The organism is Kribbella pratensis (assembly GCF_004366075.1).
GTDB classification, from domain to species: domain Bacteria; phylum Actinomycetota; class Actinomycetes; order Propionibacteriales; family Kribbellaceae; genus Kribbella; species Kribbella pratensis.
Genome location: NZ_SODU01000002.1, coordinates 1,293,380 through 1,316,920 on the forward strand (window position 1 = coordinate 1,293,380; position 23,541 = coordinate 1,316,920).

At 68.5% G+C, this 23,541-nt stretch carries 26 protein-coding genes, 1 tRNA gene and 1 riboswitch; of the genes, 13 read left to right on the top strand and 14 right to left on the bottom strand.

Translation table 11 applies throughout. From position 1 onward, the window contains the following. Window positions 1–6 precede the first annotated feature (6 nt). A complete protein-coding gene (locus EV137_RS21185) occupies window positions 7–1,152 on the bottom strand; it encodes an ROK family transcriptional regulator (protein ID WP_134130455.1) in 1,146 nt (381 codons plus the stop codon). 165 nt (window positions 1,153–1,317) lie between these two features. Then, entirely contained in the window at window positions 1,318–2,016 is a 699-nt protein-coding gene (locus EV137_RS21190) for a GAF and ANTAR domain-containing protein (RefSeq protein WP_134130456.1), read from the bottom strand. Window positions 2,017–2,252: 236 nt separating this feature from the next. Between EV137_RS21190 and nhaA the strand changes: the two genes are divergently transcribed. The 3 genes from nhaA (at window position 2,253) to EV137_RS21205 (ending at window position 5,575) form a co-directional block, all read left to right on the top strand. Then, window positions 2,253–4,076, top strand: a complete 1,824-nt coding sequence (gene nhaA, locus EV137_RS21195; RefSeq protein WP_202871058.1) for a Na+/H+ antiporter NhaA — start codon at window positions 2,253–2,255, stop codon at window positions 4,074–4,076. Between the two features lie 79 nt (window positions 4,077–4,155). After that, entirely contained in the window at window positions 4,156–4,629 is a 474-nt protein-coding gene (locus EV137_RS21200) for a rhodanese-like domain-containing protein (RefSeq protein ID WP_238175463.1), read from the top strand. 103 nt (window positions 4,630–4,732) lie between these two features. Further along, on the top strand, window positions 4,733–5,575 hold the full coding sequence (locus tag EV137_RS21205; protein ID WP_134130458.1) for an SAM-dependent methyltransferase: 843 nt from the start codon (window positions 4,733–4,735) through the stop codon (window positions 5,573–5,575). A gap of 3 nt (window positions 5,576–5,578) precedes the next feature. Here the strand turns inward: EV137_RS21205 and EV137_RS21210 are convergent, their stop codons facing one another. The 3 genes from EV137_RS21210 to EV137_RS21220 are packed head-to-tail and all read right to left on the bottom strand — an operon-like array spanning window position 5,579 to window position 7,743. Next, window positions 5,579–6,082 (bottom strand): tetratricopeptide repeat protein, encoded by a 504-nt coding sequence (locus tag EV137_RS21210; protein ID WP_238157154.1) that lies wholly within the window; start codon window positions 6,080–6,082, stop codon window positions 5,579–5,581. Window positions 6,083–6,089: 7 nt separating this feature from the next. Continuing rightward, complete coding sequence (locus EV137_RS21215; protein WP_134002929.1) at window positions 6,090–6,440, bottom strand: DUF1622 domain-containing protein; 351 nt, start codon at window positions 6,438–6,440, stop codon at window positions 6,090–6,092. A 16-nt stretch (window positions 6,441–6,456) separates the two neighbouring features. After that, on the bottom strand, window positions 6,457–7,743 hold the full coding sequence (locus EV137_RS21220) for an FAD-binding oxidoreductase (RefSeq protein ID WP_134130459.1): 1,287 nt from the start codon (window positions 7,741–7,743) through the stop codon (window positions 6,457–6,459). An 85-nt stretch (window positions 7,744–7,828) separates the two neighbouring features. Between EV137_RS21220 and pdxR the strand changes: the two genes are divergently transcribed. Genes pdxR through EV137_RS21235 form a run of 3 tightly spaced genes read left to right on the top strand, consistent with a single transcriptional unit; the run spans window position 7,829 to window position 10,837 of the window. Continuing rightward, the gene (gene pdxR, locus EV137_RS21225; protein WP_238175464.1) at window positions 7,829–9,217 is read left to right on the top strand and encodes a MocR-like pyridoxine biosynthesis transcription factor PdxR; all 1,389 of its coding nucleotides are present in this window, start codon (window positions 7,829–7,831) and stop codon (window positions 9,215–9,217) included. 52 nt (window positions 9,218–9,269) lie between these two features. Next, window positions 9,270–10,019 (top strand): GNAT family N-acetyltransferase, encoded by a 750-nt coding sequence (locus EV137_RS21230; protein WP_134130461.1) that lies wholly within the window; start codon window positions 9,270–9,272, stop codon window positions 10,017–10,019. A gap of 44 nt (window positions 10,020–10,063) precedes the next feature. Continuing rightward, the gene (locus EV137_RS21235) at window positions 10,064–10,837 is read left to right on the top strand and encodes an alpha/beta fold hydrolase (RefSeq protein WP_134130462.1); all 774 of its coding nucleotides are present in this window, start codon (window positions 10,064–10,066) and stop codon (window positions 10,835–10,837) included. Here EV137_RS21235 and EV137_RS21240 read toward each other — a convergent pair. After that, complete coding sequence (locus tag EV137_RS21240; protein ID WP_238175465.1) at window positions 10,827–11,759, bottom strand: MBL fold metallo-hydrolase; 933 nt, start codon at window positions 11,757–11,759, stop codon at window positions 10,827–10,829. The genes EV137_RS21235 and EV137_RS21240 overlap by 11 nt on opposite strands. Before the next feature lie 115 nt (window positions 11,760–11,874). On the opposite strand from EV137_RS21240, the gene EV137_RS21245 reads away from it, so the two are divergent. Then, window positions 11,875–12,747, top strand: coding sequence for a LysR family transcriptional regulator (locus EV137_RS21245; protein ID WP_134130463.1), 873 nt, complete (start codon window positions 11,875–11,877; stop codon window positions 12,745–12,747). Next, on the top strand, window positions 12,744–13,616 hold the full coding sequence (locus EV137_RS21250) for a serine hydrolase (RefSeq protein WP_134130464.1): 873 nt from the start codon (window positions 12,744–12,746) through the stop codon (window positions 13,614–13,616). The genes EV137_RS21245 and EV137_RS21250 overlap by 4 nt, the downstream gene beginning before the upstream one ends. On the opposite strand, the gene EV137_RS21255 is transcribed toward EV137_RS21250, so the two are convergent. The 3 genes from EV137_RS21255 to EV137_RS41785 are packed head-to-tail and all read right to left on the bottom strand — an operon-like array spanning window position 13,613 to window position 15,283. After that, entirely contained in the window at window positions 13,613–13,999 is a 387-nt protein-coding gene (locus EV137_RS21255) for a RidA family protein (RefSeq protein WP_134002943.1), read from the bottom strand. The two genes, EV137_RS21250 and EV137_RS21255, sit on opposite strands and share 4 nt — an antisense overlap. A gap of 49 nt (window positions 14,000–14,048) precedes the next feature. Beyond that, window positions 14,049–15,152: an acetylesterase gene (locus EV137_RS21260; RefSeq protein WP_134130465.1), complete on the bottom strand. Its 1,104-nt coding sequence runs from the start codon at window positions 15,150–15,152 to the stop codon at window positions 14,049–14,051. Beyond that, window positions 15,149–15,283, bottom strand: coding sequence for a hypothetical protein (locus tag EV137_RS41785; RefSeq protein ID WP_255517818.1), 135 nt, complete (start codon window positions 15,281–15,283; stop codon window positions 15,149–15,151). Before EV137_RS41785 ends, EV137_RS21260 begins: the two co-directional genes overlap by 4 nt. A gap of 81 nt (window positions 15,284–15,364) precedes the next feature. Between EV137_RS41785 and EV137_RS21265 the strand changes: the two genes are divergently transcribed. Continuing rightward, the gene (locus EV137_RS21265; protein ID WP_202871059.1) at window positions 15,365–17,221 is read left to right on the top strand and encodes a DUF6807 family protein; all 1,857 of its coding nucleotides are present in this window, start codon (window positions 15,365–15,367) and stop codon (window positions 17,219–17,221) included. On the opposite strand, the gene EV137_RS21270 is transcribed toward EV137_RS21265, so the two are convergent. From EV137_RS21270 to EV137_RS21285, 4 genes are all read right to left on the bottom strand, one after another. Beyond that, window positions 17,196–17,969 carry a thiazole synthase gene (locus EV137_RS21270; RefSeq protein WP_131345372.1) on the bottom strand — a complete coding sequence of 258 codons (774 nt, stop codon included), beginning with the start codon at window positions 17,967–17,969 and terminating at the stop codon, window positions 17,196–17,198. The genes EV137_RS21265 and EV137_RS21270 overlap by 26 nt on opposite strands. Before the next feature lie 2 nt (window positions 17,970–17,971). Beyond that, on the bottom strand, window positions 17,972–18,175 hold the full coding sequence (thiS, locus tag EV137_RS21275; protein ID WP_134002947.1) for a sulfur carrier protein ThiS: 204 nt from the start codon (window positions 18,173–18,175) through the stop codon (window positions 17,972–17,974). After that, window positions 18,166–18,277: riboswitch (TPP riboswitch) on the bottom strand. It overlaps the preceding gene by 10 nt. A gap of 19 nt (window positions 18,278–18,296) precedes the next feature. Next, the gene (locus tag EV137_RS21280; protein ID WP_202871060.1) at window positions 18,297–18,692 is read right to left on the bottom strand and encodes an NUDIX hydrolase; all 396 of its coding nucleotides are present in this window, start codon (window positions 18,690–18,692) and stop codon (window positions 18,297–18,299) included. Then, the gene (locus EV137_RS21285; RefSeq protein WP_134130466.1) at window positions 18,689–19,636 is read right to left on the bottom strand and encodes an ArsR/SmtB family transcription factor; all 948 of its coding nucleotides are present in this window, start codon (window positions 19,634–19,636) and stop codon (window positions 18,689–18,691) included. The genes EV137_RS21280 and EV137_RS21285 overlap by 4 nt, the downstream gene beginning before the upstream one ends. A gap of 69 nt (window positions 19,637–19,705) precedes the next feature. Between EV137_RS21285 and EV137_RS21290 the strand changes: the two genes are divergently transcribed. Together EV137_RS21290 and EV137_RS21295 are read left to right on the top strand one after the other, a co-directional pair. Further along, the gene (locus EV137_RS21290) at window positions 19,706–20,125 is read left to right on the top strand and encodes a pyridoxamine 5'-phosphate oxidase family protein (protein WP_166679962.1); all 420 of its coding nucleotides are present in this window, start codon (window positions 19,706–19,708) and stop codon (window positions 20,123–20,125) included. 31 nt (window positions 20,126–20,156) lie between these two features. Beyond that, the gene (locus EV137_RS21295) at window positions 20,157–20,693 is read left to right on the top strand and encodes a YceI family protein (RefSeq protein ID WP_134130468.1); all 537 of its coding nucleotides are present in this window, start codon (window positions 20,157–20,159) and stop codon (window positions 20,691–20,693) included. Here EV137_RS21295 and EV137_RS41100 read toward each other — a convergent pair. After that, complete coding sequence (locus EV137_RS41100) at window positions 20,651–21,283, bottom strand: G5 domain-containing protein (RefSeq protein WP_202871061.1); 633 nt, start codon at window positions 21,281–21,283, stop codon at window positions 20,651–20,653. The genes EV137_RS21295 and EV137_RS41100 overlap by 43 nt on opposite strands. Before the next feature lie 177 nt (window positions 21,284–21,460). Here EV137_RS41100 and EV137_RS21305 point away from each other — a divergent pair. Further along, a tRNA-Lys gene (locus EV137_RS21305) sits at window positions 21,461–21,533 on the top strand. Window positions 21,534–21,742: 209 nt separating this feature from the next. Further along, window positions 21,743–23,173: a helix-turn-helix domain-containing protein gene (locus EV137_RS21310; protein WP_134130469.1), complete on the top strand. Its 1,431-nt coding sequence runs from the start codon at window positions 21,743–21,745 to the stop codon at window positions 23,171–23,173. Window positions 23,174–23,541: the final 368 nt, after the last annotated feature.

Below are 23,541 nucleotides of genomic sequence, written 5' to 3' on the forward strand. Positions count from 1 at the left end.
AGCCAGTTACTCGGTTCCGAGGACGAAGGTCTGGATCGCGACCACGGCGGCGCCGCGGGCCCACTCGCTGAAGTCGGCCGGCTGCAGGACCATCGGCACTTCGGCGGCCGACGGATGCCGGTCGGCGTGCAGACCTGCCAGCAGTTCGTCGTGCGCGACCTCTGCCAGCCGGACGCCTTCGCCACCGAGGACGACCAGCTCAGGCATGGTGAAGTTCGCGGAGGCCGCGATCAACTTCCCCAGCGCGCGACCGGCCCGGTCCACGATCTCGCGCGCCGCGGGATCGCCTTTCGCCGCGAGATCGAGCGCTTCGTCGTACCCGACCTCCCGGCCGATCGCGGCGCCGACCTGGCTCGTGACGGCGCTGACCGTCAGCAGACCGAGCGCACAGCCGCGGTGGCCGCGGTTGCAGCGCGGGCCGTCGGGAAGCAACGGGTGATGGCTGACCAGTCCGAGCGTGACGTCCGGACTGTCGACCACCCGGTTGTGGGCGACCAGCCCGTACCCGACACCGGCCCCGATCGTGAGCAGCACGAAGCGGTGTGCGTTCCGCCCGGCGCCGAACCAGTGGGTGGCTTCGACCAGGGAGGTCAGGTCGTTCGCGATCACGATCGGCACGCTCGTGTGCGCGGCGAGCAGGTCTCCGAACGGTACGTCGACCCAGTTCAGGTACGGCGCCCAGCGGACCTCGGTACGGTCGGCGACACGACCGCCGAGGGAGACGCCGACGCCGGTGATCGCCGTACCTCCCGGAACCTGGACGGTCAGTTCGTCGATGAGCTGGACGACGAGGTCGGCGACCGCGGACGGCGTGGGATCGGTGATCGGGCGCTCGACGCTCGCGAGCACGTCCGCGCGCAGCGTCGTGAGGACGCCGATCGCGGAGTCGGCGGTGAGCTTGACGCCGACGAAGTGGTGGGCGTCGGCGTCCAGGTCGAGCGGCTGCGAGGGCCGGCCGACGCGGGCGTCCGTGGGGCCGCCCTCGACCTCGACCAGCAGTCCGGACTCGACCATCGGTTTCGTCAGCCGGGTCAGGCTGCCGGGCGACAGGCCGACCCGGCGGGACAATTCGGCGCGCGACAACGGCCCGTCCAGCAGGATCTCCAGCGCCACCTGCCGCGAGGGCCCCGCCAACGGCCGCCACGCACCCATTGCGTCAGACTAGCCTGGGCTCGAGAGGGTGTCTGAGGACCCTCGGAGACGCCGGGACGTGACCCGGTCCGCGGTACTGGCCGCACAAGTCCCGGCGTCAGGCTCATTCCGAATTATGCAGGCGTTTGAGGCAGGTGGCGCCGGGACAACGGTGTCAGATTCTGGTCAGTGTGGAAGCTTGCGCGTATCGATGAGTTGCTGGGCAACGTCGCGCAGTTTGGTGTTGGTGTCCTGCGAGTACCGCTTGAGGATCGCGAACGCCCGGTCGCCGTCCACGTCGAAGCGTTCCATCAGGATTCCCATCGCCTGACCGACCAGCTTCCGCGCGTCGACCGCCTGGGCCATCGTCTCCTCGTGCCGCGCCGACGCCACCGCCACGGACGCGTGCCGCGCGAGGATATGCGCGATCGCCTCGTCGTCGGTGGAGAACGCCTCCGGCTCCGAGCTGTACAGCCCGAGGACGCCGACCGTACGTCGCGGCGCGTCACCGGTCGCCAGCGGTACGTCGAGAACGCTGCGGATCCCGAACGCCGCGACCTTCGTGCTCCACTCGGGCCAGCGGTCGTCGGAGGTGGTGTCGCGGATCAGGACCGTGGCGCGTTCGCGGAGCGCCGTGATCAGGGGACCACTCTCCGCAGCGATCTGCAGCTCGGAGATGTCGGTGACGACCTGATCCGTGACCGCGGCGATCTCGGCCCGCGAACCACGTGTGTAGAGAGCCACGCCGGCGTACGTGCAGTTCACCGCCTGCAAGGCGAACTGCACCACGGCATCGATCGTCTCCTCGACTCCAGGCGCATCGTGCAACTCGATCGCCAGCCGGGCAAACGTATCCGCCGAACGGGCAAGCTCAGGCTCAGTCACTGGAAACTCCAGGGCATGTCACGCAGTAGGGCAAGGTAATAATGCAGCCCAACCGCCCCCCAGCGTTAGCCGTGACCAAAACCCGCCACAACGCGCTCCCGATCCCACCGGAGCCTGTCTCACGGGCCTTCAGATGGCCGCGTGGTGGAGCTGTGCGGATTACAGTGTGCGGCATGGCGGAGTTGGTCGGTCTTCTGAGTGGGCGGACTGACTGGCGACGGGGATTTGCGGCGCCCATGCGGGCGTTCTTGCGGACCGAGTCGGGTAGTTCGGGCGTGCTCGCGGCCGCGATCGTGCTGGCGTTGGTGTGGGCGAACGTGTCGCCGGGGACGTACGACGAGGTGTGGCGGACCGACCTGTCGATCGGGCTCGGGCACGACGTACTGAGTCTGGATCTGCAGGAGTGGATCAACAGCGGACTGATGACGCTGTTCTTCCTGGTCGTCGGGCTCGAGGCGCGTCGCGAGTTCGATCTCGGGGATCTGCGGGATCGCAGCCGGTTCGTGCTGCCGATGCTGGCCGGGATCGCGGGGATGATCGCGCCGGTCCTGATCTACCTGGCGTTCAACGCCGGCGGTCCGGGGTCGCACGGCTGGGGTGTCGCGATGTCGACCGACACCGCACTCGCGCTCGGTCTGCTCGCGTTGGTCGGCCGTGGTGTGCCGGATCGCGTGCGGGTGTTCCTGCTGACGGTGTTCGTGGTCGACGATCTGCTCGCGCTGGCGGTGATCGCGGTCGTCTACAGCGAGGACATCAGGATGATGCCGCTCGTGCTGGCGATCGTCGCGTTCGCGGTCGTACTGGTGTTGTCGCTGTTCCACGTCCGCAAGGCCTGGATGTACGCGATCCTCGGCGTACTCATGTGGGCCGCCCTCCTGAAGAGCGGCGTGGACCCGGTGGTCGCAGGTCTCGCGATCGGGCTGACGGCGCCGGCGTACTCGCCCGGTCGTGAGGAGCTCGAGGAGGCGACCGGCCGGTTCCGGCTGTTCCGCGAGCAACCGACGCCGGAGCTGGCGCGGTCCGCGACCGTCGGTCTGACCACGACGATCTCGCCGAACGAGCGCCTGCAGTACCTGTACCACCCGTGGACCAGTTACCTGATCGTCCCGCTGTTCGGGCTCGCGAACGCCGGCGTCACGATCGACGCGGCGTTTCTCGGGCGGGCGTTCACGTCGCCGATCACGCTCGGCATCCTGCTCGGGTACGTCGTCGGCAAGCCGCTCGCGGTGACGACGGTGTCCTGGTTGCTCGAACGTTTGAGTGGTGGGCGGATCCGGCCGGGGGTCGGCTGGGCCGCGGTCGTCGGCAGCGGGACGATCGCCGGAATCGGGTTCACGGTGTCGTTGCTGATCGCAACGATCGCGTTCGACGGGCCGCAGCTGGCCGAGGCGAAGGTCGGGCTGCTGTCCGCGGTGATCGTCGCCTCGGCGCTGACCTGGGCGGTGTTCCGCGCGGCGAAGCTGCTGTCTCCTCCGAAGAAGGCGCTAGCACTGCTAGGAAACGCGGAGCAGTTGGTCGATCTGACCGATCCGGTGGATCCGGAGCGGGACCACATCCGCGGCCCGGAGACGGCGTCGGTGACGCTGGTGGAGTACGGCGACTTCGAGTGCCCGTACTGCGGGATGGCCGAGCCCGTCGTACGGGATCTGCTGCAGGACGACGATCTGCGGTACGTGTGGCGGCACCTGCCGCTGTCCGACGTACACCCGCGCGCTCAGATCGCGGCCGAGGTGGCGGAGGCCGCGGCCGCGCAGGGGGCGTTCTGGGAGATGCACGACCTGCTGCTCGCGAACCAGCAGAACCTCCAGCCGAAGGACCTGATCGGCTACGCGGAACAGCTCGGTCTGGACATCGATCGGCTGCACGACGACGTGAAGCGGCATGTGGCGGCGGCGCGGGTCGCGCAGGATGTGGAGTCGGCGGACACCAGCGGGGTGTCGGGTACGCCGACGTTCTTCGTGAACGGGCAGCGGCACTACGGGGCGTACGACGTGGAGACCCTGAAGCAGGCGATCAAGGTGGCGCGGGCGCGGGCGAAGATCACCGCGCGGCACAGCTGAAGACAGGTGGCGGAATCTTGATGCACTAGGGCATTTCTGCCACTGTTGTCGGGTTGCCGGATCCTTGACGCTTGGCTGCATGACGCACTCCATGACCGACTCCATGACCAACTCCACGACCAAGCAGATCGACCAGGCTGCCGTCGCGCACTTCGCCGGACGGCTGGCGTACGAGACGGACGTGTCCGATGTCGCCGCCGACATCGGGGCCGGGGTGACCGGGTGGGTTCTGATCGACAGCCGTAGCCAGGAGAGCTGGGACCAGGGGCACGTGCCGGGAGCCGTGCACCTGCCGACGCGGGAGATCGCGGCGCGGGCGGCGAGCGTCGTACCGGACGACGTCGCGGTCGTGACGTACTGCTGGGGGCCAGGGTGCAACGGTGCGACGCGGGCGGCTCTGGAGTTCGCCAAGCTGGGGTATCCGGTGAAAGAGATGATCGGCGGGTTCGAGTACTGGGTCCGTGAAGGGCTGCCGGTGGAGACGGCCGACGGCATCGAGCGGCGCCTCGCCGACCCGCTGACCGCGCCGCGCGGGGTGGCGTGCGCGTGCTGAAATCCCTGTGAGCGTTGAGGTTTAACACAGATCGAACTCGCCGTGGTGAAACGCTGACTCTCCGTGCGTTACGCTCGTCGCAGCGCCGACGCGAGGAGACAGTGTGACCGATCAGCCGAGGTACGACGGTGGGCTGATCGCGCGCGGGATCGACACCACGCGCCCGAGCGTCGCCCGCGTCTACGACTACGCCCTCGGCGGCAAGGACAACTACGAGTCCGACCGCGAGCTGTACCGGCAGATCATGAAGATCGCGCCGGAGACGCCTCTGTGGGCGCGGGCGAACCGCCGCTGGCTCCACCACGCGGTCACCTGGCTGGCCGAGGAGGGCGGCGTACGGCGGTTCATCGACGCGGGCTCCGGCCTGCCGACCGTCGAGAACACGCACCAGATCGCCCAGAAGGTGAGTCCGGACGCCTCGGTGCTGTACATCGACAACGACCCGTCCGTGGTCGCCCACGGACGGGCGCTCCTGCTGGACAACGACCGGACACAGTTCACCGCGGCGGACCTGACCAAGCCTGACGAGGTGCTGGCGGACCCGGCGGTCGCGGGGATGCTGGCCGACGGTCAGCCGGTTGCGCTGGTGATGGCGCTGATGCTGCACCATATCGCCGACTACGACGAGACACTGGCGATCGCCGGCCAGTACGTCGACGCGCTGCCGCCGGGCTCCTATCTGGCGATCACGCACGCGTGCAACCCGGGTGACGGCGGTCCGGTCGACGTACTCGTGACCGAGCTCCTCGAGAAGGTCAAGGATGCTTTCCCGACCTTGGCGTTCCGTTCGGTCGAGCAGATCTCGTCCCTGTTCCACGGGCTGGAGATCCTCGATCCGGGGGTCGTCCGACTGGCCGATTGGCATGTTCCGGGCGGCCGCGTCGAGGAGGACCCGCCGGTCGACATCCGCGACGCCATCTACGGCGGCATCGCGCACAAGCCTTAGGTCCTAGCTCAGGCCCGCCAGGTAGTCGGCGTTCCCGCGGATCGCGGCCTCGTAGCGCTTGATCTCGGCGGAGTCGACCTTGTCGGCGATCACCAGCAGGAGCGTCGCGAGCGCCTTGTCCTTCGCCCCGGCGGCATGCAGCGTCAGCGCCTTGAAGACCCGCAGCGAGTCCGACTCGGGGAACTCCGCGCACGCGCCCTTGAACACCGCGAGCGACTCGTCGAAGCGTTCGAGGTTGCGCAGCGTGCTGCCGTACTGCAGCAGGCACTTGCGGCGGGTCTCCCCGGTCAGTCCCGGCAGCGCGCGCTCGTAGTACCTGACGGCCGTCTCCTCGTCGCCGGCGGTGTCGTACGACCCGCCGACCTCGTACAGCACGTACGGATTGTCCGGATGCTCGGTCAGCAGCTTCTCGAAGAAGGCGATCGTCGGGCCCATGTTCGCCCGGTCGCGCCGCGCGAACGCCTCGTCGATCGTCGCCGCCAGTTCCGGCGTCAGCTCAGTCGTCACAGTTCCATCATGCCGCGTCGGTCCGGCGGGCCTGCCACGGCCATGATCCGGAGATCTCCACTTCGAGCGCGAAGCTGAGCACGGTCCGGATCACCACGATCAGTCCCAGCACCAGCACGCTCTGCACCGACGTCTCGACGATGATCGTCCGGATGATGTCCCCGACGATCAGGATCTCCAGCCCTAGCAGGATCACCCGCCCGAGATTCACCCGCAGCTGCTGGTAGCTCCCGGTGCCCTTGCGGACGACGTCGTAGCAGTACCGCATCAGGACGACGGCGAGTCCGATCGCCATGATGACCACGCCGGCGCCCTCGATCGTCCGGGCGACGCCGGCGAAGACCCGCTCGAAGTCCATCCCTCACAGTTACCAGTCAGGCAGCGGACTCGCTGGTCGGCTCGCCGGGCCGGATGTTCTGGTTCAGGTGGAACACGTTGGCCGGGTCGTACGCCGTTTTCAGCGCGACCAGCCGCTCCAGTGTCGCGGGCGGGAACGCCCGGTGGATCGGGTCGTCGTTCAGCGTGTTCACGTAGGCCCCGCTCGCGTACGGCGCCAGCGCCGCCGCGTACCCGCGCAGGCGGCCGATCCGGTCCTCGTCCTCGGCCGGGTCCTCCCAGCGTGTCGCGGTGACGAACTCGAACAACGTGTCCCGGTGACTGAATGCAGCGTTTTCCGTGGGGACGTCGGCGATCGCGCCGCCGTACGCCTGCAGACTCGCCGAGACCCCCGGGTTGTCCAGCAATGCCCGGATCGCCGCGTCCGGCAGCGACTTGAAGTAGTGACCCTTCCAGTACCGCCGAAAACGGTGTCCTTGGACGTTGTCGTCGCGCGTCTGCAGCTTCAGGTACGTCGTCTCCTCGACCAGCTCGTCGCTCACCGGCCCGAGCGCCCGGAACGCCGGCAGCAGCTCGTGCCCACCCTCGCCGACCCACACGTACCCGACCGTCACCGACTCGGCCGTGATGTTGGCGGTGAACGTCGCCTCGCGCGGCGCATCGGCGTTCAACTCCCGCCACCCCCGCAGTACCTCGAATCCCGCCGACACCGGGTAGCTGAACTCGACGATCAGCGCCCGCGTCCCCACCTGGTGCAGCTGGAACTCGAACGACGTCACGATCCCGAAGTTGCCGCCGCCGCCACGCAACCCCCAGAACAGCTCGGGGTTCTCGTCCGCACTCGCCCGTACGACGTCACCGTCTGCCGTCACGACCTCGTACGAGATGACGTTGTCGCAGGCCAGGCCGAACCGCCGTGCCAGCCAACCCATCCCGCCGCCGAGCGTCAGCCCGCCGACCCCGGTGTGCGACACGTTCCCGGCCGTCGTCGCCAGCCCGTATTCCTGCGCCGCCCTGTCCAGTTCGCCCAGCAGCGCGCCACCCTGTACCCAGGCCCGCTTGGCGGCAGGATCCACGTGGACCGCGCTCATCGGCGTCAGGTCGATCATCAGCCCACCGTCCGGGACCGCGAGACCGGCGATGTTGTGCCCGCCGCAGCGGACCGCGATCTCCAGACCGGCCGCACGCCCGAACCGGACCGCCTCGGCGACGTCCTCGGTCGAAGCGCAGCGGGCGATCACGGCGGGGCGGCGGTCGATCATCGCGTTCCAGACGGTGCGGGCCTCGTCGTACCCGGCGTCTCCGGTGCGCAGCATCACGGTCATCGCTCTCAGCTCCCTGGATGAGTTGGTCTGTCCACAACCCTGACAGCGGAGCGGTCCGTCGATAAGGTCCAGTTCTGTGAGCCGAATGAGGACCAGTTCCGGAGCCGGTGAGCTCCTGGTCGAGCTGCAGCGCGACAGTGGCGTCCCGCTGCACCAGCAGCTCGAGAGCGGGATCCGGACCAGGATCCGGGCAGGACTGCTGCGCGCCGAGACCGTGATGCCGTCGACGCGCGCCCTCGCGCACGACCTCGGCCTGTCCCGCGGGGTGGTCGTCGAGGCGTATCAGCAGCTCGTCGCCGAGGGATACCTGATCAGTCGCGCCGGCGGATACACGCAGGTCGCCGACATCGCCGTGACCGAGGCGGCGACCGCTCTGAAGCCCGGCGCAGGTCCCCCGCGGATCGACTTCCGCTACAGCCGCCCGGACGTGTCCGAGTTCCCCCGCGCCGCGTGGCTGCGATCGGTACGGCGAGTGCTCAACGAGACGCCGTACCGCAGCCTGGCCTACATCGACGGGCGCGGAACGATCGAACTCCGCACGGCGCTGTCCGACTATCTCAACCGGGTCCGCGGTACGGCGGCGCGCCCGGAGAACATGCTGATCTGCAACGGGTTCGCGCAGGGCTCACGGCTACTCCTGCAGGTGCTGGCCGCACAGGGACGTCGGCGGCTCGCGGTCGAGGACCCGTCCGACAACGACCTGCGGGAGGTCGCACAGGCGGCCGGGCTCGAGGTGGTCGGCGTACCGATGCTGGAGACGGGCATCGACGTCAACGCGTTGGAGCGGTCGGGTGCGGACGTCGTACTCGTGACGGCTGCACATCAGTTCCCCACCGGAGCGGTGGCGTCGGCGGAAACGCGGGCCGCGCTGGTCGCGTGGGGCGGGCTGGTGATCGAGGACGACTACGACGCGGAGTACCGCTACGACCGGGAGCCGATCGGCGCGATGCAGGGGCTCGCGCCCGACCGCGTCGCGTACGCCGGGACCGCGAGCAAGACGCTGGCGCCCGGGTTGCGGCTGGGGTGGCTGATCCTGCCGACGTGGCTGGTCGAGCCGATGGCGCAGGCGAAGCTGATGGACGATCGCGGGTCGCCGGTGTTCGACCAACTGGCGTTCGCCGACTTCGTGGCGAGGGGTGAGTTCGACCGGCATCTGCGGCGGATGCGGCCGCGGTACCGGACGCTGCGGGACACGCTGGTCGAACGGTTGGCGGCGCGGCTGCCGGAGCTCGAGCCGGTCGGGGTGTCGGCTGGTCTGCACGTGATGACGTGGCTGCCACCCGACCTCGGCGAGGACGCGCTGCGTGACGCGGCCCGGCAGCGCGGGCTCGGCGTGTACGGGCTGGCGCCGTACTGGGTGTCGGGAGAAGGGCCCGCCGGGCTGGTGTTCGGGTACGGGTCGCTCTCCCAGAAGGAAGTTGTCGAGGGCATCGAGTTGCTCGCGGACGTGGTCGCGACGATCCGGAAGCGATGAATAATTATCCACTTCGTTGCAATTCGATCCGGACGGTTCTAATCTTGGCGAGGTGATCGCCACAGCTGGTATCGACGCCCTCATGAACAAAGGCTGGCCTGCCGCGGACAGCACCGAGCTGGACGGCTGGCTGGTCCGCCGCAACGCAGGCGTCACCATGCGAGCCAACTCCGTCCTGCCCGCGAGCGCGCCGTTCGACCTCGACAGGGCCTTGGACTACGTGGAAAACCTGTACGCCGCGCACCAGATCGCACCGTCCTTCCAGGTGGGTCCGGCGGCGCAGCCCGGCGACCTCGACGAGTACCTGGCGGCTCGCGGGTACGAGGTTCGCACTCCGACGCTGGTGATGTGCGCCGAGGTCGCAGATGTGCTCGCGAAGCTGCCCGAACCGACGACGGCAGTGAATATTTCCTCGACGCCCGGTGACGACTGGATGGCCCTGTGGTGGGTCGTCGACGGCCACGGCGGATCCGACGCGCAGCCCGCCGCCCGGCAGATTCTCAACCGCGGCCGCGCGCTGTACGCCACGATCTCGTCCGGCCGGCAGGCCCAGGCCGTCGGCCGCCTGGCTCTGGTCGACGACTGGGCCGGCATCTACTGCCTCGCCGTCGATCCGGCCTACCGCCGCCAGGGTCTCGCCCAGGCGACCATCCACGGCTTGTTGCAGAAGGCAACGACCGTCGGCGTCAACCACGTCTGGCTCCAGGTGGTCGAGGCCAACGCCCCGGCCCGCGCCCTGTACGACAGCCTCGGTTTCCAGACTGTCTCGCGCTACCACTACCGCGTCCGCCCTCAGCCCTGAGCAGAAGCCTCCGGTATCGCCCCGCGATCGGAGAAGATGTCGGCGTGCTGACTCTCGCGGATCACCGGACCGGTCTGTTGCAACGCGGTACGAGCGGACCGCCGGTGGTGCTCCTGCACTCGCTCGGCCTCGACAAACACATGTGGGAACCGATCATCGATCAACTCGCGGTCGGGCGCCGGGTGTTCGCTTACGACCTGCGAGGTCACGGCGAGGCAGCCGGATCGCCCCGCCCGTTCACGTTGGGCGACACGGCCGCGGACCTGATCGGCGTACTCGACGAGCTCGGACTGGAGAGCGCGCATGTCGTCGGGTTGTCGTACGGCGGAGCGATCGCCCAGACCGCGGCGATCGAGTCGCCCGATCGGTTCGCCTCCCTGTCACTGCTGGCGACGACCGACCGGGCGTTCCCGGAGATCTTCGAGGGGCGCGCGGCCGGCGCCGAGGTGGACGGGATGGCGGCCCAGGTCGACGAGACGCTGTCCCGGTGGTTCACTCCGGAAGCCCTCGCCGCCGAGACCGCGGGCGTGCGCTACGCGCGGGGTTGTCTGCAGGCGATGAAGTCCGAGGACTGGGCAGCGGCGTGGCGTTCGATGAAGGAGCTCGATGCCCAGGGCAAGCTCGGAGACTTCGCCGCGCCGGCGCTGGTAGTCGCCGGCAGTGCGGACGTGTCCGGGCCGACTGCCGTCCTGCGCCAGGTTGCCGACGGCATTCCCGGCGCTGCGTTCCGCGAGCTACCCGGCGTACCGCATATGCAGACGCTGGAGCGTGCCGATCTGATCGCGGGCGTTCTGGACGACTTCCTGCCTAGAGGTTGAGTTGCTGCAGGTGATCGAGGACGACGAACTCGGCACCCGTCTTCTCGACCGACGTGCGGAGCGGGGTCAGGTCGGTCCACGGGATGCCGGGATCGTCGAGAGGCTTGTCGAAGTCGTCCCAGTGCGTGGCGATCACCTTCCGGACCGGCTTGATCGTCTGCAGCAGGCGGTCGGTGATGCCCGGCTCGCCGCCCGGAGCGGCCAGTACGATGTCGACCTGGAGACCGCGCAGCGCGTTCGGGTCGAAGTTCGCCGTACTGAGGCTGAGGATGCGCAGGCCGCCGATCGTGATGACGAACGCGAGCGTGCCGCCCTCGACCAGGTCCTCGATCACGCGCGGGCGCGGTGGGACCTCGTACCGGTAGCCCGGGTACGCGTAGGTGTGCCGCTTGCCGCCGCAGGAGTGCAGCGACGGGAACACCTCGATCGTGAAGCCTTCGAACGGCAGGTACTCGCCGCCGCGGACAGGTGACAGCAGGTCGTTCGGCGTCTTCATCGCGCGCAGCATGTTCGCGTGCGTCTCGGTGCAGAGCACGGTGGCCCGCGTCTTCTTCGCGACGTACGGTACGTCGGCCATGTGGTCGTAGTGGCCGTGGTGGACCAGGATCGCGTCGGCGGTGCTCAGGTGCCGGTCGATCACGTCGGGCTTGATCACCAGCTTCGTCTTAGGGTCGGCGCCCTCCGGCGTGAACGTCCCGGTGTGGAACCGCGTCAGCCACGGATCGGTCAGTACGACGCTCTTGCCGCACCGGATCTGCCACGCATGCGTCCCGAACCAGGTCAGCTCCAACGGCTCTCGCGTCGCCTGGCTCGTGGACGTCGTTGCCGCCTCGCTGTGGTTCTCGAGCGCGACCGCCCCGACCACACCCGCGGCACCGGCCGCCGCCGCGCCCGCCAGCATCCCTCTCCGACTCACCTTCACGCTGTTTCCTCTCGTCGTCTGAAACCTCAGTCAAGGCGAGGGCTCGCGGGCATGTCGAATATGCTCTTGCGCATGGACCGATTGGCTGGAGATATCACCGCAGGTCAAACAGGTCATGATCACTGAACGGCATCTGCAGATCTTCATCGCCCTCGCCGAGGAGCAGCACTTCGGGGACGCGGCGCGGGCCGTCGGCATCACCCAGCCGCCGTTGTCCCAGGGCCTGCGGCGCCTGGAAGCGCTGATCGGCTCGAAGCTCTTCGAACGCGGCGCCGGTCGCGTCGAACTCACGCCCGCGGGCGTCGCGCTGCTGCCGTACGCACGGCGCGCGCTGACCTCGATCGAGGAGCTCCACCAGGCGGCGATCGCGCGTGATCCGGAGGGACCCGAGATCCGGCTCGGCCTGGCGCCCGAAGTTCCGCCGTCGGCGGGTGCGGCGGTGGCCGCGGCCTGCGGCTCGGTGATCCCGGGCAGTCGGGTGACGGTGGTGACCGCGCCGACGAGTTCGCTGGTCAATCAGGTCGGGACGGGCCGGTTGACGTTGGCCGCCGTACTGCATCCCGCCGTTCTGGACGGCCTGGAGGCCGGACCTGTATCGCTTCTGCCGACCTGGGCGCTGGTGCCGGCCGCGACCGTCGACACTGAGGTTGTGGCATTGCGGCAGTTGAAAGGGCTGCCGATCGCGGTGCGGCCGCGCGCCGAAGCGCCGGCGGCGCGGGACCTGTTCCTGGACACGTTTGCGTTGCACCGGCCTGACGGTGGGACGGTCGTGGTGACCGACGAGCGCGCCGGACTCGCGATGGCGGCGGCCGGCCAGGCGATCGTGGTGACCGCCGATCCGGCACTGATCGCGCCAGGCGTCGGGCGGCATCGACTGGCCGACGATCCGCTGCCGTTGCGACTCCGGCTCGTCTGGTCGAGGACGCGTACGCCGTTCCTCCGCCCGAACGACGTGATGGCTCAGCTCACGGAAGCGCTGGCATCGTGAACGCCCGGATCCGTGGGATCTTCGAGGACGCCGGTGTCCGCGGCTGGATGCACGCGATCTCACTCGAGGATCCTCAGGCGAGCGTCGAGCTGGATGCGGACGTCGTCGTACCGCTGGCATCGGTCTACAAGTTGCCGCTGCTCGCCGGGTTCTGCCGGCTGGTGGACCTGGGCGAGCTCGATCCGCGCGAGCGGGTGACGCTGGAGCCTTCGGCGCGAACCGCCGGACCGACCGGGCTGTCCGCGTTCGCGGATCCGGTGACGGTGTCGCTGCGCGATCTGGCCCTGTCGATGGCGACGGTGTCGGACAACGCGTCGGCCGATGCGCTGCTGGACATCGTCGGGCTGCGTCGACTGGCCGAGATCCTGGAGTCGTTCGGCCTGCGCCGCACCTGGGTCCGCCGCGGTACGGCGGCCAACCTGCGTGACCTGCAGCGCCGTACGGGTGCGGACGATGCGGACGCGGCCCTCGCCGTACTCGCGGACAACGACCGGACCGATCCGGTCGGCGTGTACGAGGCGGCGAACGGGTCAGCCGCGAGCGCGCGCGACCTGACCCTGCTGCTGCGGCGGTTGTGGGCGGGGGAGTTGCTGTCGGCGTCGCAGACCGAGTTCGTGAAGACGACGATGCACCGGCAGATCTTCCTGCACCGGTTGGCGTCCGGTTTCCCGCACGACGGCGTACGTGTCGCGGGGAAGACCGGAACGTTCGGCGCGTTGCGGCACGAGGCCGGCGTGGTCACCCTGCCCGGCGGAGCGGCGTTCGCGATCGCGGTCCTCACGCTCGCCGCCCGCGGCGACTTCCGCCAGCCCCGCGTCGACGCCGCCATCGGCGAGGCCGCCCGGGTAGCGGTCGACCTGCTGCGTTAGACGATCGCGTACGCCTCGATCTCGAGCAGGGCGTCCGGGCTGAACAGCGCGGCCACCTGGACCGCCGTACTCGCGGGCTTGGTGCCCGGGATGTACTCGTCGCGGACCGTACGGATGGCCGGCAGGAACCCGATGTCGGTGACGAAGTACGTCAGCTTCACGACGTCCTCGAACGTCGCGCCGACCGCCGACAGGCAACGTCGCAGGTTCTCGAAGACCTGGCGTGCCTGCGCCTCGGGATCCCCGATCCCGACGAACTGCCCGTCCGGATCCAGCGCCACCTGCCCGGAGATCGCCACCCACTGCCCCCGGCCGGTGACGACGTGGCTGTAACCGTTGCCCGGGGCCACTCCGACGGCGCGCGGGTACTCCAGCTTGCTCACATGCTCCTCCAACCGATCTCAACCCCATCCGACCACATGAGTGGGTGAACTACGCCGGGAGCAGGCGCTCCGCGAAGAAGTTCTTCACGAGATCCTGCATCTCGCGGTCGAAGCGGTGCGGGCCGGGGAGGAAGGTGCCCGTGTAGCTGCCGGGACCGTCGAGGAAGAGTTCGGTGAGCTCGCGGTCGGCGGCGACCATGCCTCGCGACGGGAAGAGCTCGTCGTCCTCGGCATAGACGACGAGCTGATGGTGGCGGCCCCGGCCCGCGGTCAGCGTGGGGTGGTCGAGCTCCCGAGCCAAGCCGGGCGTCGTGAACAACCAGGAGTGGGCGTCGACGTACGCCGGGACGAGCGCCTCGAAGGTGGTCATCATGCACACCACCGCCGAGGCCCGGATGCCCGGATCCAGCGCGGTCAGTGCCGCCGCCCTCGCACCCCCGCCGGAGAATCCGAAGACGCCGACGTCATCCACTTCGTCGACTCCACGCAAGACACTGAGTGCGACCAGGTCGTCGTACGCGACCATCCCGGCGAACGACGTACCGAGGATGCCGGCCGCCTTCGCGATCGTGTGCTCGTGGTGCACGGCCGCGACGTCGTACCACTCGTGGTCATCGGGTGAGTGGTCCGCTGCGAGCCAGGCGGCCTCGTACGCCGCCATCAGGTCGCGCAAGCCCCGCGGCAGTGGATCGAAGCCGAACCGCCGGGAGCCCCACGCAAAGGTGTCGTGGCACAGCACCACGAAACCGGCGCGGGCGAGCTCGTTCGCGACGGCTCGGTCCTCGTACAGGTCCGCACGCACCCGGAGGGCCCTCGTGCTCGGCCGAGGCGTGTCGACCATCCGCTCCGCGCCGATCGACTTCACGCCGGCGTGGCAGTGCAACCCCAGCAGACCGGGTCCGAGCGGGCCGTCCGCGGGACGCAGCAGCCACGCGCGAGTCGGCGGACCGAAGCCGGTCGACCACTCGAGCTCACTCCCGTGGACGCCGTCCGCGCGCCACTCGCCGACGGTCCGCACGGCCGGTCGTTGCGGAGGCTCCGGCACGCCGAGGAGGGCGGCGACCCTCGTGGTCAGTTCGTCACCGGTCAGTGGCGACGCGTCGCGGACGAAGTCCGGCCAGTCCTCGTAGCCGCCCAACGCACTCGGTCTCAACCCTTCACCGCGCCGACCGATGCCAAGGAGCGCTCCAGGTTCGCGACCCGTTGGCCAGTTCCGGTCACCACCTGGGTGTACCCGTTGCCCGGCGCAACGCCCTCGACCTGCGGATACTCCAACTCGCTCACAGTTCCTCCGGTTGTGGTGTCGGTCCATCATGCGTGGCCCGAGGGTTGAGAAACCGGTTTCCATCGGGAGAGGATACGGAGGTGGGACGGACACCGAAGGACTCGATCACGATTGCCGACGTCGCGCGGGCGGCGGAGGTGTCACGCGCGACCGTGTCCCGGGTGATGAACGGGCGCCTCAGTGTCGCACCCGAGATCGTCGCCCGGGTGCGCGCCGCGGCGGAGCGCCTCAACTACCGGCCGAGCGACCTGGCCCGCAGCCTGTCGCTGGGCCGGACGAACATGGTCGCGTTGGTCGTCCCGGACCTCGGCAACCCGCTGTTCCAGCAGATCCTGCGCGGCATCACGAACGCGTCCGCGGCGGCCGGGTACAAGGTGCTGGTCGCCGAGACCGACGAGGACCCGAACGCCGAGGCGGCGATCGCCATCGAGGCCCGGCGGCGCTGCGACGCACTGATCATGGTCTCGCCGCGGATCGACGAGGAGCGGCTGCTCGAACTCCTCCCGCAGGTGCAACCGGTGATCCTGGTCAACCGTCAGGGGCCGGCGGAGGTGACGTCGGTGGTGGTCGACTACGGTCGCGCCGTACGGATCGTCGTCGATCACCTGGTCGGTCTCGGCCACCGGCGGCTCGCGTTCCTGTCCGGCCCGGCGGCGAGTACGTCCAACGTCCTGCGGCTGCAGGCGCTCGCGGTCGCCGAGCGGGAGATCCCGGGGCTGGAGCTCGTCCGGCTCGAATGTGGCCGGTCGATCGAGGACGGGTACGCCGCGGTGGAGCGGGTGCTCGAATCGCAGGTCACCGCGGTCGTCGCGTTCAACGATCTGGTGGCGTTCGGGCTGCTCGCGCGGCTCAACGAGGTCGGGGTCGCCGTACCGGCTGATCTGTCGGTGACGGGGATGGACGACATCGGGCTCGCGCGCTTCGCCGTACCGTCGCTGACGACTGTGCGGGTGCCGCAGAAGGATCTCGGTGAACTCGCGTGGCAGCGGTTGCACGCGTCGATCACGGGGCTTTCGGACGAGGTGGGCGGCGTACCGGAGTTGCGGCTGGCGGTGCGGGCGAGTACGGGCCCGGTGCCTCAGGAGCCGCGTTCCGAGGGGTCAGCCGACCAGGTCGGGTGGCAGCAGCAGGGGGACATCTTTGCGCTGGGGAGCTCGTCGGGGTTGCTCGCGCGGTACGAGTTCGGACGGCGGATGCCGCAGGTCCACGCACCGCGTCCTTATCTGCACCCAGTCCGAACGCTCGGCGGGCACCCGCTGACCGAGGTCAGCCCGGTCGACCATAGGCATCACTACGGTGTCTCGCTCGCCGTCGCGCAAGTCAACGGCACCTCGCACTGGGGCGGCCGGACGTACGTGCGCGGTCAGGGCCCGACCCTTCTCACGAACCACGGCCAGCAACGCAGCCGCGGAGTCACCGTCAACAACCGCGAGCTCGTCGACGACATCACCTGGTACGACGAGCAAGGGCGGCCGCAACTGGTCGAACGTCGCCGCCTGACCGGCGATCTCGCCTTCGGTGGTTGGCGACTCGACTGGCGCAGCATCCTCACCGCCCGCTACGGCTCGATCCGGATCGACAGCCCGGCCACCAACGGTCGCGAGGGAGCGGCGTACGGCGGTCTCTTCTGGCGACTGCCTGCCGCGGAGACGACTGTGCTCAGTGCCGACGGCGAAGGGCTGGATGCCGCCTTCGGGTCTCGTAGCCCATGGCTCGCGTTCGTCCAAGGCGATGTCAGCCTGCTGTTGCTGCAGCCGGATCAGGTCTGGCCGTGGTTCTTGCGATCCGAGGAGTACGTCGGCGCGTGCCCGGCACTCGCGTGGGAGCAGCCGTTGGTGCTGCAACCCAACCAGGACCTGACGTTGTCGCTCACCGCACTCCTGCTGGACCGGGCGGTCGACGCGGCCGAGGCTAAAACGTTGGCAGGCCAGTTGTAGGCGACGACGCCAGCGCCGACTGCCATCTCTTCGGCACCCGGCCGGCGAGGCGTGCGTTCCGGCCGGCCGAGACGGCGTCGCGCATCGCGGCGGCCATCAGAGCGGGTTTCTCCGCACGGGTCACCGGGGTGGCGAGCATGACCGCGTCGCATCCGAGTTCCATCGCCAGCGCGGCGTCACTCGCCGTACCGATGCCCGCATCCACGATCACCGGGACGTTCGCCGCCTCGGCGATCAGCGCGATGTTGTGCGGGTTGCGGATCCCCAGCGCCGAACCGATGGGTGCGGCCAACGGCATCACGGCCGCGCAGCCGGCCTGCTCGAGGCGGCGGGCGAGGATCGGGTCGTCGTTCGTGTACGGCAACACCGTGAAACCGTCGGCCACCAACGCCTCCACGGCATCGAGCAGCTCGAACGGGTCCGGCAGCAGCAGGTGGTCGTCGGCAACGACCTCGACCTTGATCAGGTCGGTCCCGAGCGCCTCGCGGGCCAGCTTGGCGGTCAGCACGGCCTCGGCCGCGGTGTGGCAGCCGGCCGTGTTCGGCAGTACGTCGATGTTGTGCTTCTTCAGCACGTCGAGCACCGAGCCTTCGTGACCCGTGCCGAGCCGGCGCATCGCGACCGTGGTGAGTTGGGTGCCGGAGGCAATCAATGCCTCCTCCATCACTTCCAGGTTGGCCGAACCGCCGGTCCCCATGATGAGGCGCGACGTGTACGTGCGCCCGCCGAGCTCCAGTGGATCATCCATGGTCAGCCTCCCTGCGTCGCGCTGACGATCTCGACCCGGTCGCCCGGCCGCAGGGTGGTCTGCGCCCATTCGGCCTTGGTCAGCACGTTCTGGTTCACCGCGACCGCGATCCCGGTGGCGCGATCGGAGTACTCCGCGATCAACTCGGCCACGGATTTGCCGGCCGGTACGTCGACCGCCGTACCGTTCACCCAGACGGATTCCATCGCTTCCTCCCTACGCCGGAATTACCCGATTCAGGTTCAGCGGTCGGTGACGGTCCGGTCACCCTCTCAGCCCACTCCCTGCGAGCTCCCGCGGACGTTTCGACTCTAACTCACGTCTCAACTAGGACGCGAGTCCGTCTCGCAACAGCGGAAGCACCTGCTCCCGCACGGCCGGTGCGACGTTCAGACCGTCTTCGGAAGTGATCCAGCGGAGGTCGGCGAGCTCCGCGGCGGGCTGCGGGACCTGCTGCAGCTCGACGGCGTACACAGTCATCTGCATCCATTGGTTCTCGAGCGCCGCCTGGTTCTCCACGGTGGCAAGGAACTTCGGTTTGTACGGCGTGACGCCCAGCTCCTCGTGCATCTCCCGGGCCAACGTCTCCAGCGGCGCCTCGCCCGGCTCCGGTTTCCCGCCCGGAAGATAGAAGACGTCCGGCGCGGCCTGCTTGCTCACCACCAGGAGCCGTCCGTCCTGCACAACTGCCGCCGCGATCACGATCAGCACATCGGTCGTCACTGTGCTTCTCCAATACCAGTCAGGAGCGCCGCGAGTTCGGTCGGGCGGTAGAGGACCTGTTTGCCGGTGCGTTGCGGTTCGACGAGCCCGGTACGGCGCAGTAGCTGCAGGTGCTGGCTCACCGCGGACGGCGTCACCTTCAGTTCGCCGGCCAGGTCGGTCGTCGTACGGGGATAGGAGAGGAGCGCGAGGATGTGCGCTCTCGGCGTACCGATCAATTGCGCGAGGTCGTGGCGCGACGGTGGCTCGACGACGGACCACAGGTTGGCCTGACCGCGTGGCGGGTAGCCGAGCAGCGGTTCGGCGCCGGGGTCGAACGGGATGACGGCGTGCGGTCCGAAGAGGGTCGGTTGTAGTACGAGCCCCCGACCGTCGATGTGTTCGGTGCGGCTCTGCTCGGCCACGCGGTCCACCTTGAGCAGGCCATCGGCGTACGTGATTGCCGGGCCCAGACCGTTGAGCATCGCGCCCGTTCCTTGCTGGGTGACGACGTGGCCGCGGTAGCTGATGTCGGCGGAGAGAAGGGTGCGCATGCGGCTCCAGTACGGCGCCATCACGGCGTCCCAGTACTCGCTGAGTGCCTCGACCACCTTGTCCACGGTCAGGTCTTCCGGCAGCTCGCCGTTGACCGCTACGAGTTGTCGCTCGAAGGTTTCGGGGTTGACGGTCGCGATCAGGTCGAGCTCGTCGGAGAGCTGAGTGAGCGGCGAGGTCGGTCGTGGCGTCAGGAAGTCCGGACTGCCCATGGTGTCGTTGACGAGCCACCGCAGTACGGACCAATCCAGGGCGGCCACCTGCGGCTGTACGGTGCGAACCCAGCCGAGCTGCAGCGGGAAGCGGCCGGGATCCCGGAGCGCCCGCAACGACAGCACCATCTCCGCCACCGGCGACACCGCGAACCGGACGTCGGCCAGATCCTGCGAGTTCAGGACGTAGGTGAGCACGGCGCCTCGCTTTCAGTCACGACCTGAAGTATGGCGGAATTGTCGGTGGCTGGTGGGAGCGTGGTTTCCATGGGATTTCGAGCGATGGACGAGGACGAAATTGCAGAGTTCCTGGCGCGGCCGCTGGTGGCCGTGCTGGCAGTCGACGAACCGGGCTGGTCGCCACATGTGACGCCGGTGTGGTTCCGCCACTTGCCCGACGACAACAGATTTCAGGTGATGACGCCGGCCAAGTCGAAGAAGACCAGACTGCACCGGACCGGCACAGGGGAGCTGTCACTCTCGATCCAGACGGTCGACGGGGCGACGGCGAAGTACGTCAACATGCAGGGCGTGGCGCGATTCCTTCCACTCGAGCCCGACCTGCTGAACGCGATGGTGGAGAAGTACCTGCCGGAGGAGAACCGCGCGGCGTACCTGGCCAACCCACCCGAGGACTCGATGTTCGACATCACCCCACGCCGCATCACCTCAGCCGTCATCGACTGACAGTTCACCGCGCTGCCTCGTCGTACCCCGTATGAGCGACTATTACGTACTCGACGGGGAGCGGACCCAGATCGGGTTTGTGGCCGCACACCGCGTGGGCGGCAAGGTCCACGGCCGATTCACGGCCTTCGAGGGCGCGTTCCGAGTGGACACCGCGGACCCGGCGGCCTCCACCGGCTGGCTGAGCGTCCAGATGGACAGCGTCGACACCGGCAACGACCGCCGCGACGCCCACCTGCGCCGCGACTTCTTCGGTACGCCGACCTACCCGGCAATGACCTTCGTCGCGACCGCCGTCGTACCGACCGGACCCCAACGCGTCGACGTCACCGGCAACCTGACGATCCGGGGCACCACCCACCCCGTCACCATCCCGTTCGCCCTCACCGAAGCCCCCGACGAACTCCACCTGCAGACGTCCCACCCCATCAACCGCCACACCTGGAACGCCAACTCGAACCGTCTGACGACAGCCCTCGTCCACCCCGACGTAGCCCTGGCTCTGTCCCTCACCGCCACCCGGACCTACTCGCAGGCGATCCCGTCGTCGTCGGCGTCGAGGCGGTAGATGTCGGAGCCGACAACATCGATCGGACCATCGACGTACTCAGGTCCGTTCCCGCTCCCACCCGAGCAGTCGACGTCACTGGCAATCGGAACGCAACCGGAGTAGTTCGGGTCGCACCCACCGGACTGCTCCGGCTCCTCGACCTTCGTACCCACCGCGGTCACCTGCGAACGCGGCTCCTTCGCCACCTCCTGCCGAACCAGGCGCCTACCCGTCTGTACGCCGTTCACGTAGGTAACCCGGTACACGAGCCGCCGCGTCCCGTCGACCCCCGCCGTACGGATCGTCCGCTCACCCTTCGCCAACGAGTCATCCGTCACCGTCTTCTTCTTGAACGGAATCACCCGAAGCTCCACGACCTCCTTCGTCGTGGCGACACTCGTCTTGGGTGAGCGGGACCTGGTCGGCGTCACAACCGGAGCGGATGTGGCACCCGGCCCGGCCGTGCTGGCCGGCGTGGGCGTCACGCTGACCTGCACACTCGCGATCGCAGCCGGCTCACCCGCCCCCGACGTACCCGAATCCGCCCCACACGCCCCCACGAGCGCCACCACCGCAACCGACCCCAACGCAGCACGAACCAACAACACGACCCATCCCCCAAACCCGCCGTCGGTTCCCCCCGCGGCAGGACTTGTCAGCACCCGGACAACCCGAGCGAATTCCGATCTGTACCATCAGCCAGGCCCGCCACGCAACCCCTCACCCCAACCCCCCACCAAGCAAACCCCCACCAAACCTGACACACTGTTCCCCTCACCAGATGAGGGCCTCTAGCTCAATTGGCAGAGCAGCGGACTTTTAATCCGCGGGTTGTGGGTTCGAGTCCCACGGGGCCTACCGCTTTCCGCAGGTCAGGCGCCGATCTGCGCCTCGGCCGACGCCATCAGGTCTGCTTTTACTCTGCCAATACGCAGAGTTACCACAGGCAGCTGGCGTCGCGATGTTGAGCGACGTATCGCATCCTGTCGCGCTGCTCTCGTTTCGCCCGATCTCCGGCCCGCCCAGCCGTTGAGCTTCCACGCGCAGCTGGACTGTGGAGGGCCGAGATGAGCAGACCGCACCTTCCGATCGGAACGTGGGGCAACGTCCGATCCCGTGCGGAGAGGAAGGACAACAAGGGCAAAGTGGTGGCCTGGCGCGCCGCCGCGTACTTCCGTGACCACGACGGGCGTACCCGTGAAGTCACCGCGTCCGCCAAGACCAAGACCGCAGCCGAGCACCGCCTACTCACGAAGCTGCGAGACCGCGCAAAGATCACGCAGTCCGGCGAGCTGAGCCCGACGGACAAGATCAACGACCTGATCGACCTCTGGATCGAGAAGTTCGAGGAACGCATCGAAGACGGCCGTCGATCACCGACGACGCTGACGACGTACCGCACGGCCATCAAGAATCACGTACGCCCTGCCCTGGGCGAGCTCCTGATCGGTGAGGCAACCACGCCCCGCATCGACAGAGTGATCGGAACCATCAAGCGCAACGCCGGTCGATCCACGGCGAAGACCTGCCGCGCTGTCGTCTCCGGCATGATGCAACTCGCCGTCCGGTACGGCGCTCTGACCGTCAACCCGGTCCGCGAGGTCGAAGCGATCGAGGCCCGCCCGAAGGACCCGCCCCGAGCACTCACCAACGAAGAGATCGCCGGCCTAAGGCAACTCCTGACCACCGACGAAGCCGCCGTACGCGCCGACCTTCCTGACCTGGTGATCTTCATGCTCGGCACAGGAGTCCGAATCGGCGAGTCGCTCGCAGTCCTCTGGTCACAGGTCAACCTCGAGTCCGGCGCAGTCGAGATCACTCACACCATGGTTCGCGTCCCAGGCCAAGGCTTGATCCGCAAGGCCCCGAAGTCCAAGGCCGGCGTACGCGCCCTACCCCTCCCAGACTGGGCCGTCACCATGCTCCGCCGACGCCAGGCAGCCGGCGTCCTCCCCGACGAACCCATCTTCGCGGACTCCCTCGGAGGCTTCCGAGACCCGTCCAACGTCCGCCGAGCCCTCCGCCGCGCTTTGTCCCCCGTAGCCAGCACCGCCCGCCGCGACCTAGGCAATACCCTCCGATCCGCCCGCCTCCAAGCCGGCCTCACCCGCAAACAGGTCGTCACGAAGCTCGGCTGGCCAAAGACCAGACTCGAACTCATCGAGAACGGCCGCATCAAGCTCGACCGCGAACTCGTAGCCATCCTCGTCAAGACCTACCGCATAAACCTCGACGCATCCCCCACCCTCAGCGCCCAAGTAGACCAAGCAGCCCAACCCTCACCCTCAGACGCCCTCACCTGGATCCGCTCCCACACGTTCCGCAAAACCACCGCCACCGCCCTAGACCGCCGAGGCCAATCCGCCCGCCAGATAGCCGACCACCTAGGCCAAGCCCAAGTCTCCATAACCCAAGACGTCTACATGGGCCGCCGAATCCACAACCCCTCCGCAGCAACCGCGCTCGACGAAGAGCTCACCGACCTCAACCTCTGGTGAAACGGCACCGCGCGGTTGGTCGCTGGAGGTCGTGTCGAGCTCGCGCGGGCCACAGTCGTGCTGACGGCGGCCTGGCTGAGGAGATCAGCGGGGCGATGGAGGCCCACCGTGGTCTGGACTACGAGCTGCCCCGCGGTCGAGCGGGTCCAGCAGCGGGAGCTCGTCGACGAGTTCGTCTCCCTCTTCGGGCTGACGCGGTCTGGACCACCAGGCACGTCAAGCGCCTGTTCGGTCGGTACACGATCGCTGAGTTCACGCACGCTGGCTGCGGAGGTTTCGTCCGACACCGCTTGTTGGCGAGTTCTGACACCGCCGGGCACGTGTCGGTGCCGCGGATGTTGGTTTGCGTCGACACCGCTTCCTCGACC

Coding starts and splice junctions, on each gene's coding strand:
- EV137_RS21220 (WP_134130459.1), bottom strand. CDS start 7,743: ATGACCGTGATGCTGCGCACCGGAGACGCCGGGTACGACGAGGCCCGC.
- pdxR (WP_238175464.1), top strand. CDS start 7,829: ATGAGGACCAGTTCCGGAGCCGGTGAGCTCCTGGTCGAGCTGCAGCGC.
- EV137_RS21185 (WP_134130455.1), bottom strand. CDS start 1,152: ATGGGTGCGTGGCGGCCGTTGGCGGGGCCCTCGCGGCAGGTGGCGCTG.
- EV137_RS21215 (WP_134002929.1), bottom strand. CDS start 6,440: ATGGACTTCGAGCGGGTCTTCGCCGGCGTCGCCCGGACGATCGAGGGC.
- EV137_RS21310 (WP_134130469.1), top strand. CDS start 21,743: ATGAGCAGACCGCACCTTCCGATCGGAACGTGGGGCAACGTCCGATCC.
- EV137_RS21245 (WP_134130463.1), top strand. CDS start 11,875: ATGATCACTGAACGGCATCTGCAGATCTTCATCGCCCTCGCCGAGGAG.
- thiS (WP_134002947.1), bottom strand. CDS start 18,175: ATGGAATCCGTCTGGGTGAACGGTACGGCGGTCGACGTACCGGCCGGC.
- EV137_RS21200 (WP_238175463.1), top strand. CDS start 4,156: ATGACGCACTCCATGACCGACTCCATGACCAACTCCACGACCAAGCAG.
- EV137_RS21295 (WP_134130468.1), top strand. CDS start 20,157: ATGAGCGACTATTACGTACTCGACGGGGAGCGGACCCAGATCGGGTTT.
- EV137_RS21290 (WP_166679962.1), top strand. CDS start 19,706: ATGGGATTTCGAGCGATGGACGAGGACGAAATTGCAGAGTTCCTGGCG.
- nhaA (WP_202871058.1), top strand. CDS start 2,253: ATGCGGGCGTTCTTGCGGACCGAGTCGGGTAGTTCGGGCGTGCTCGCG.
- EV137_RS21270 (WP_131345372.1), bottom strand. CDS start 17,969: ATGGATGATCCACTGGAGCTCGGCGGGCGCACGTACACGTCGCGCCTC.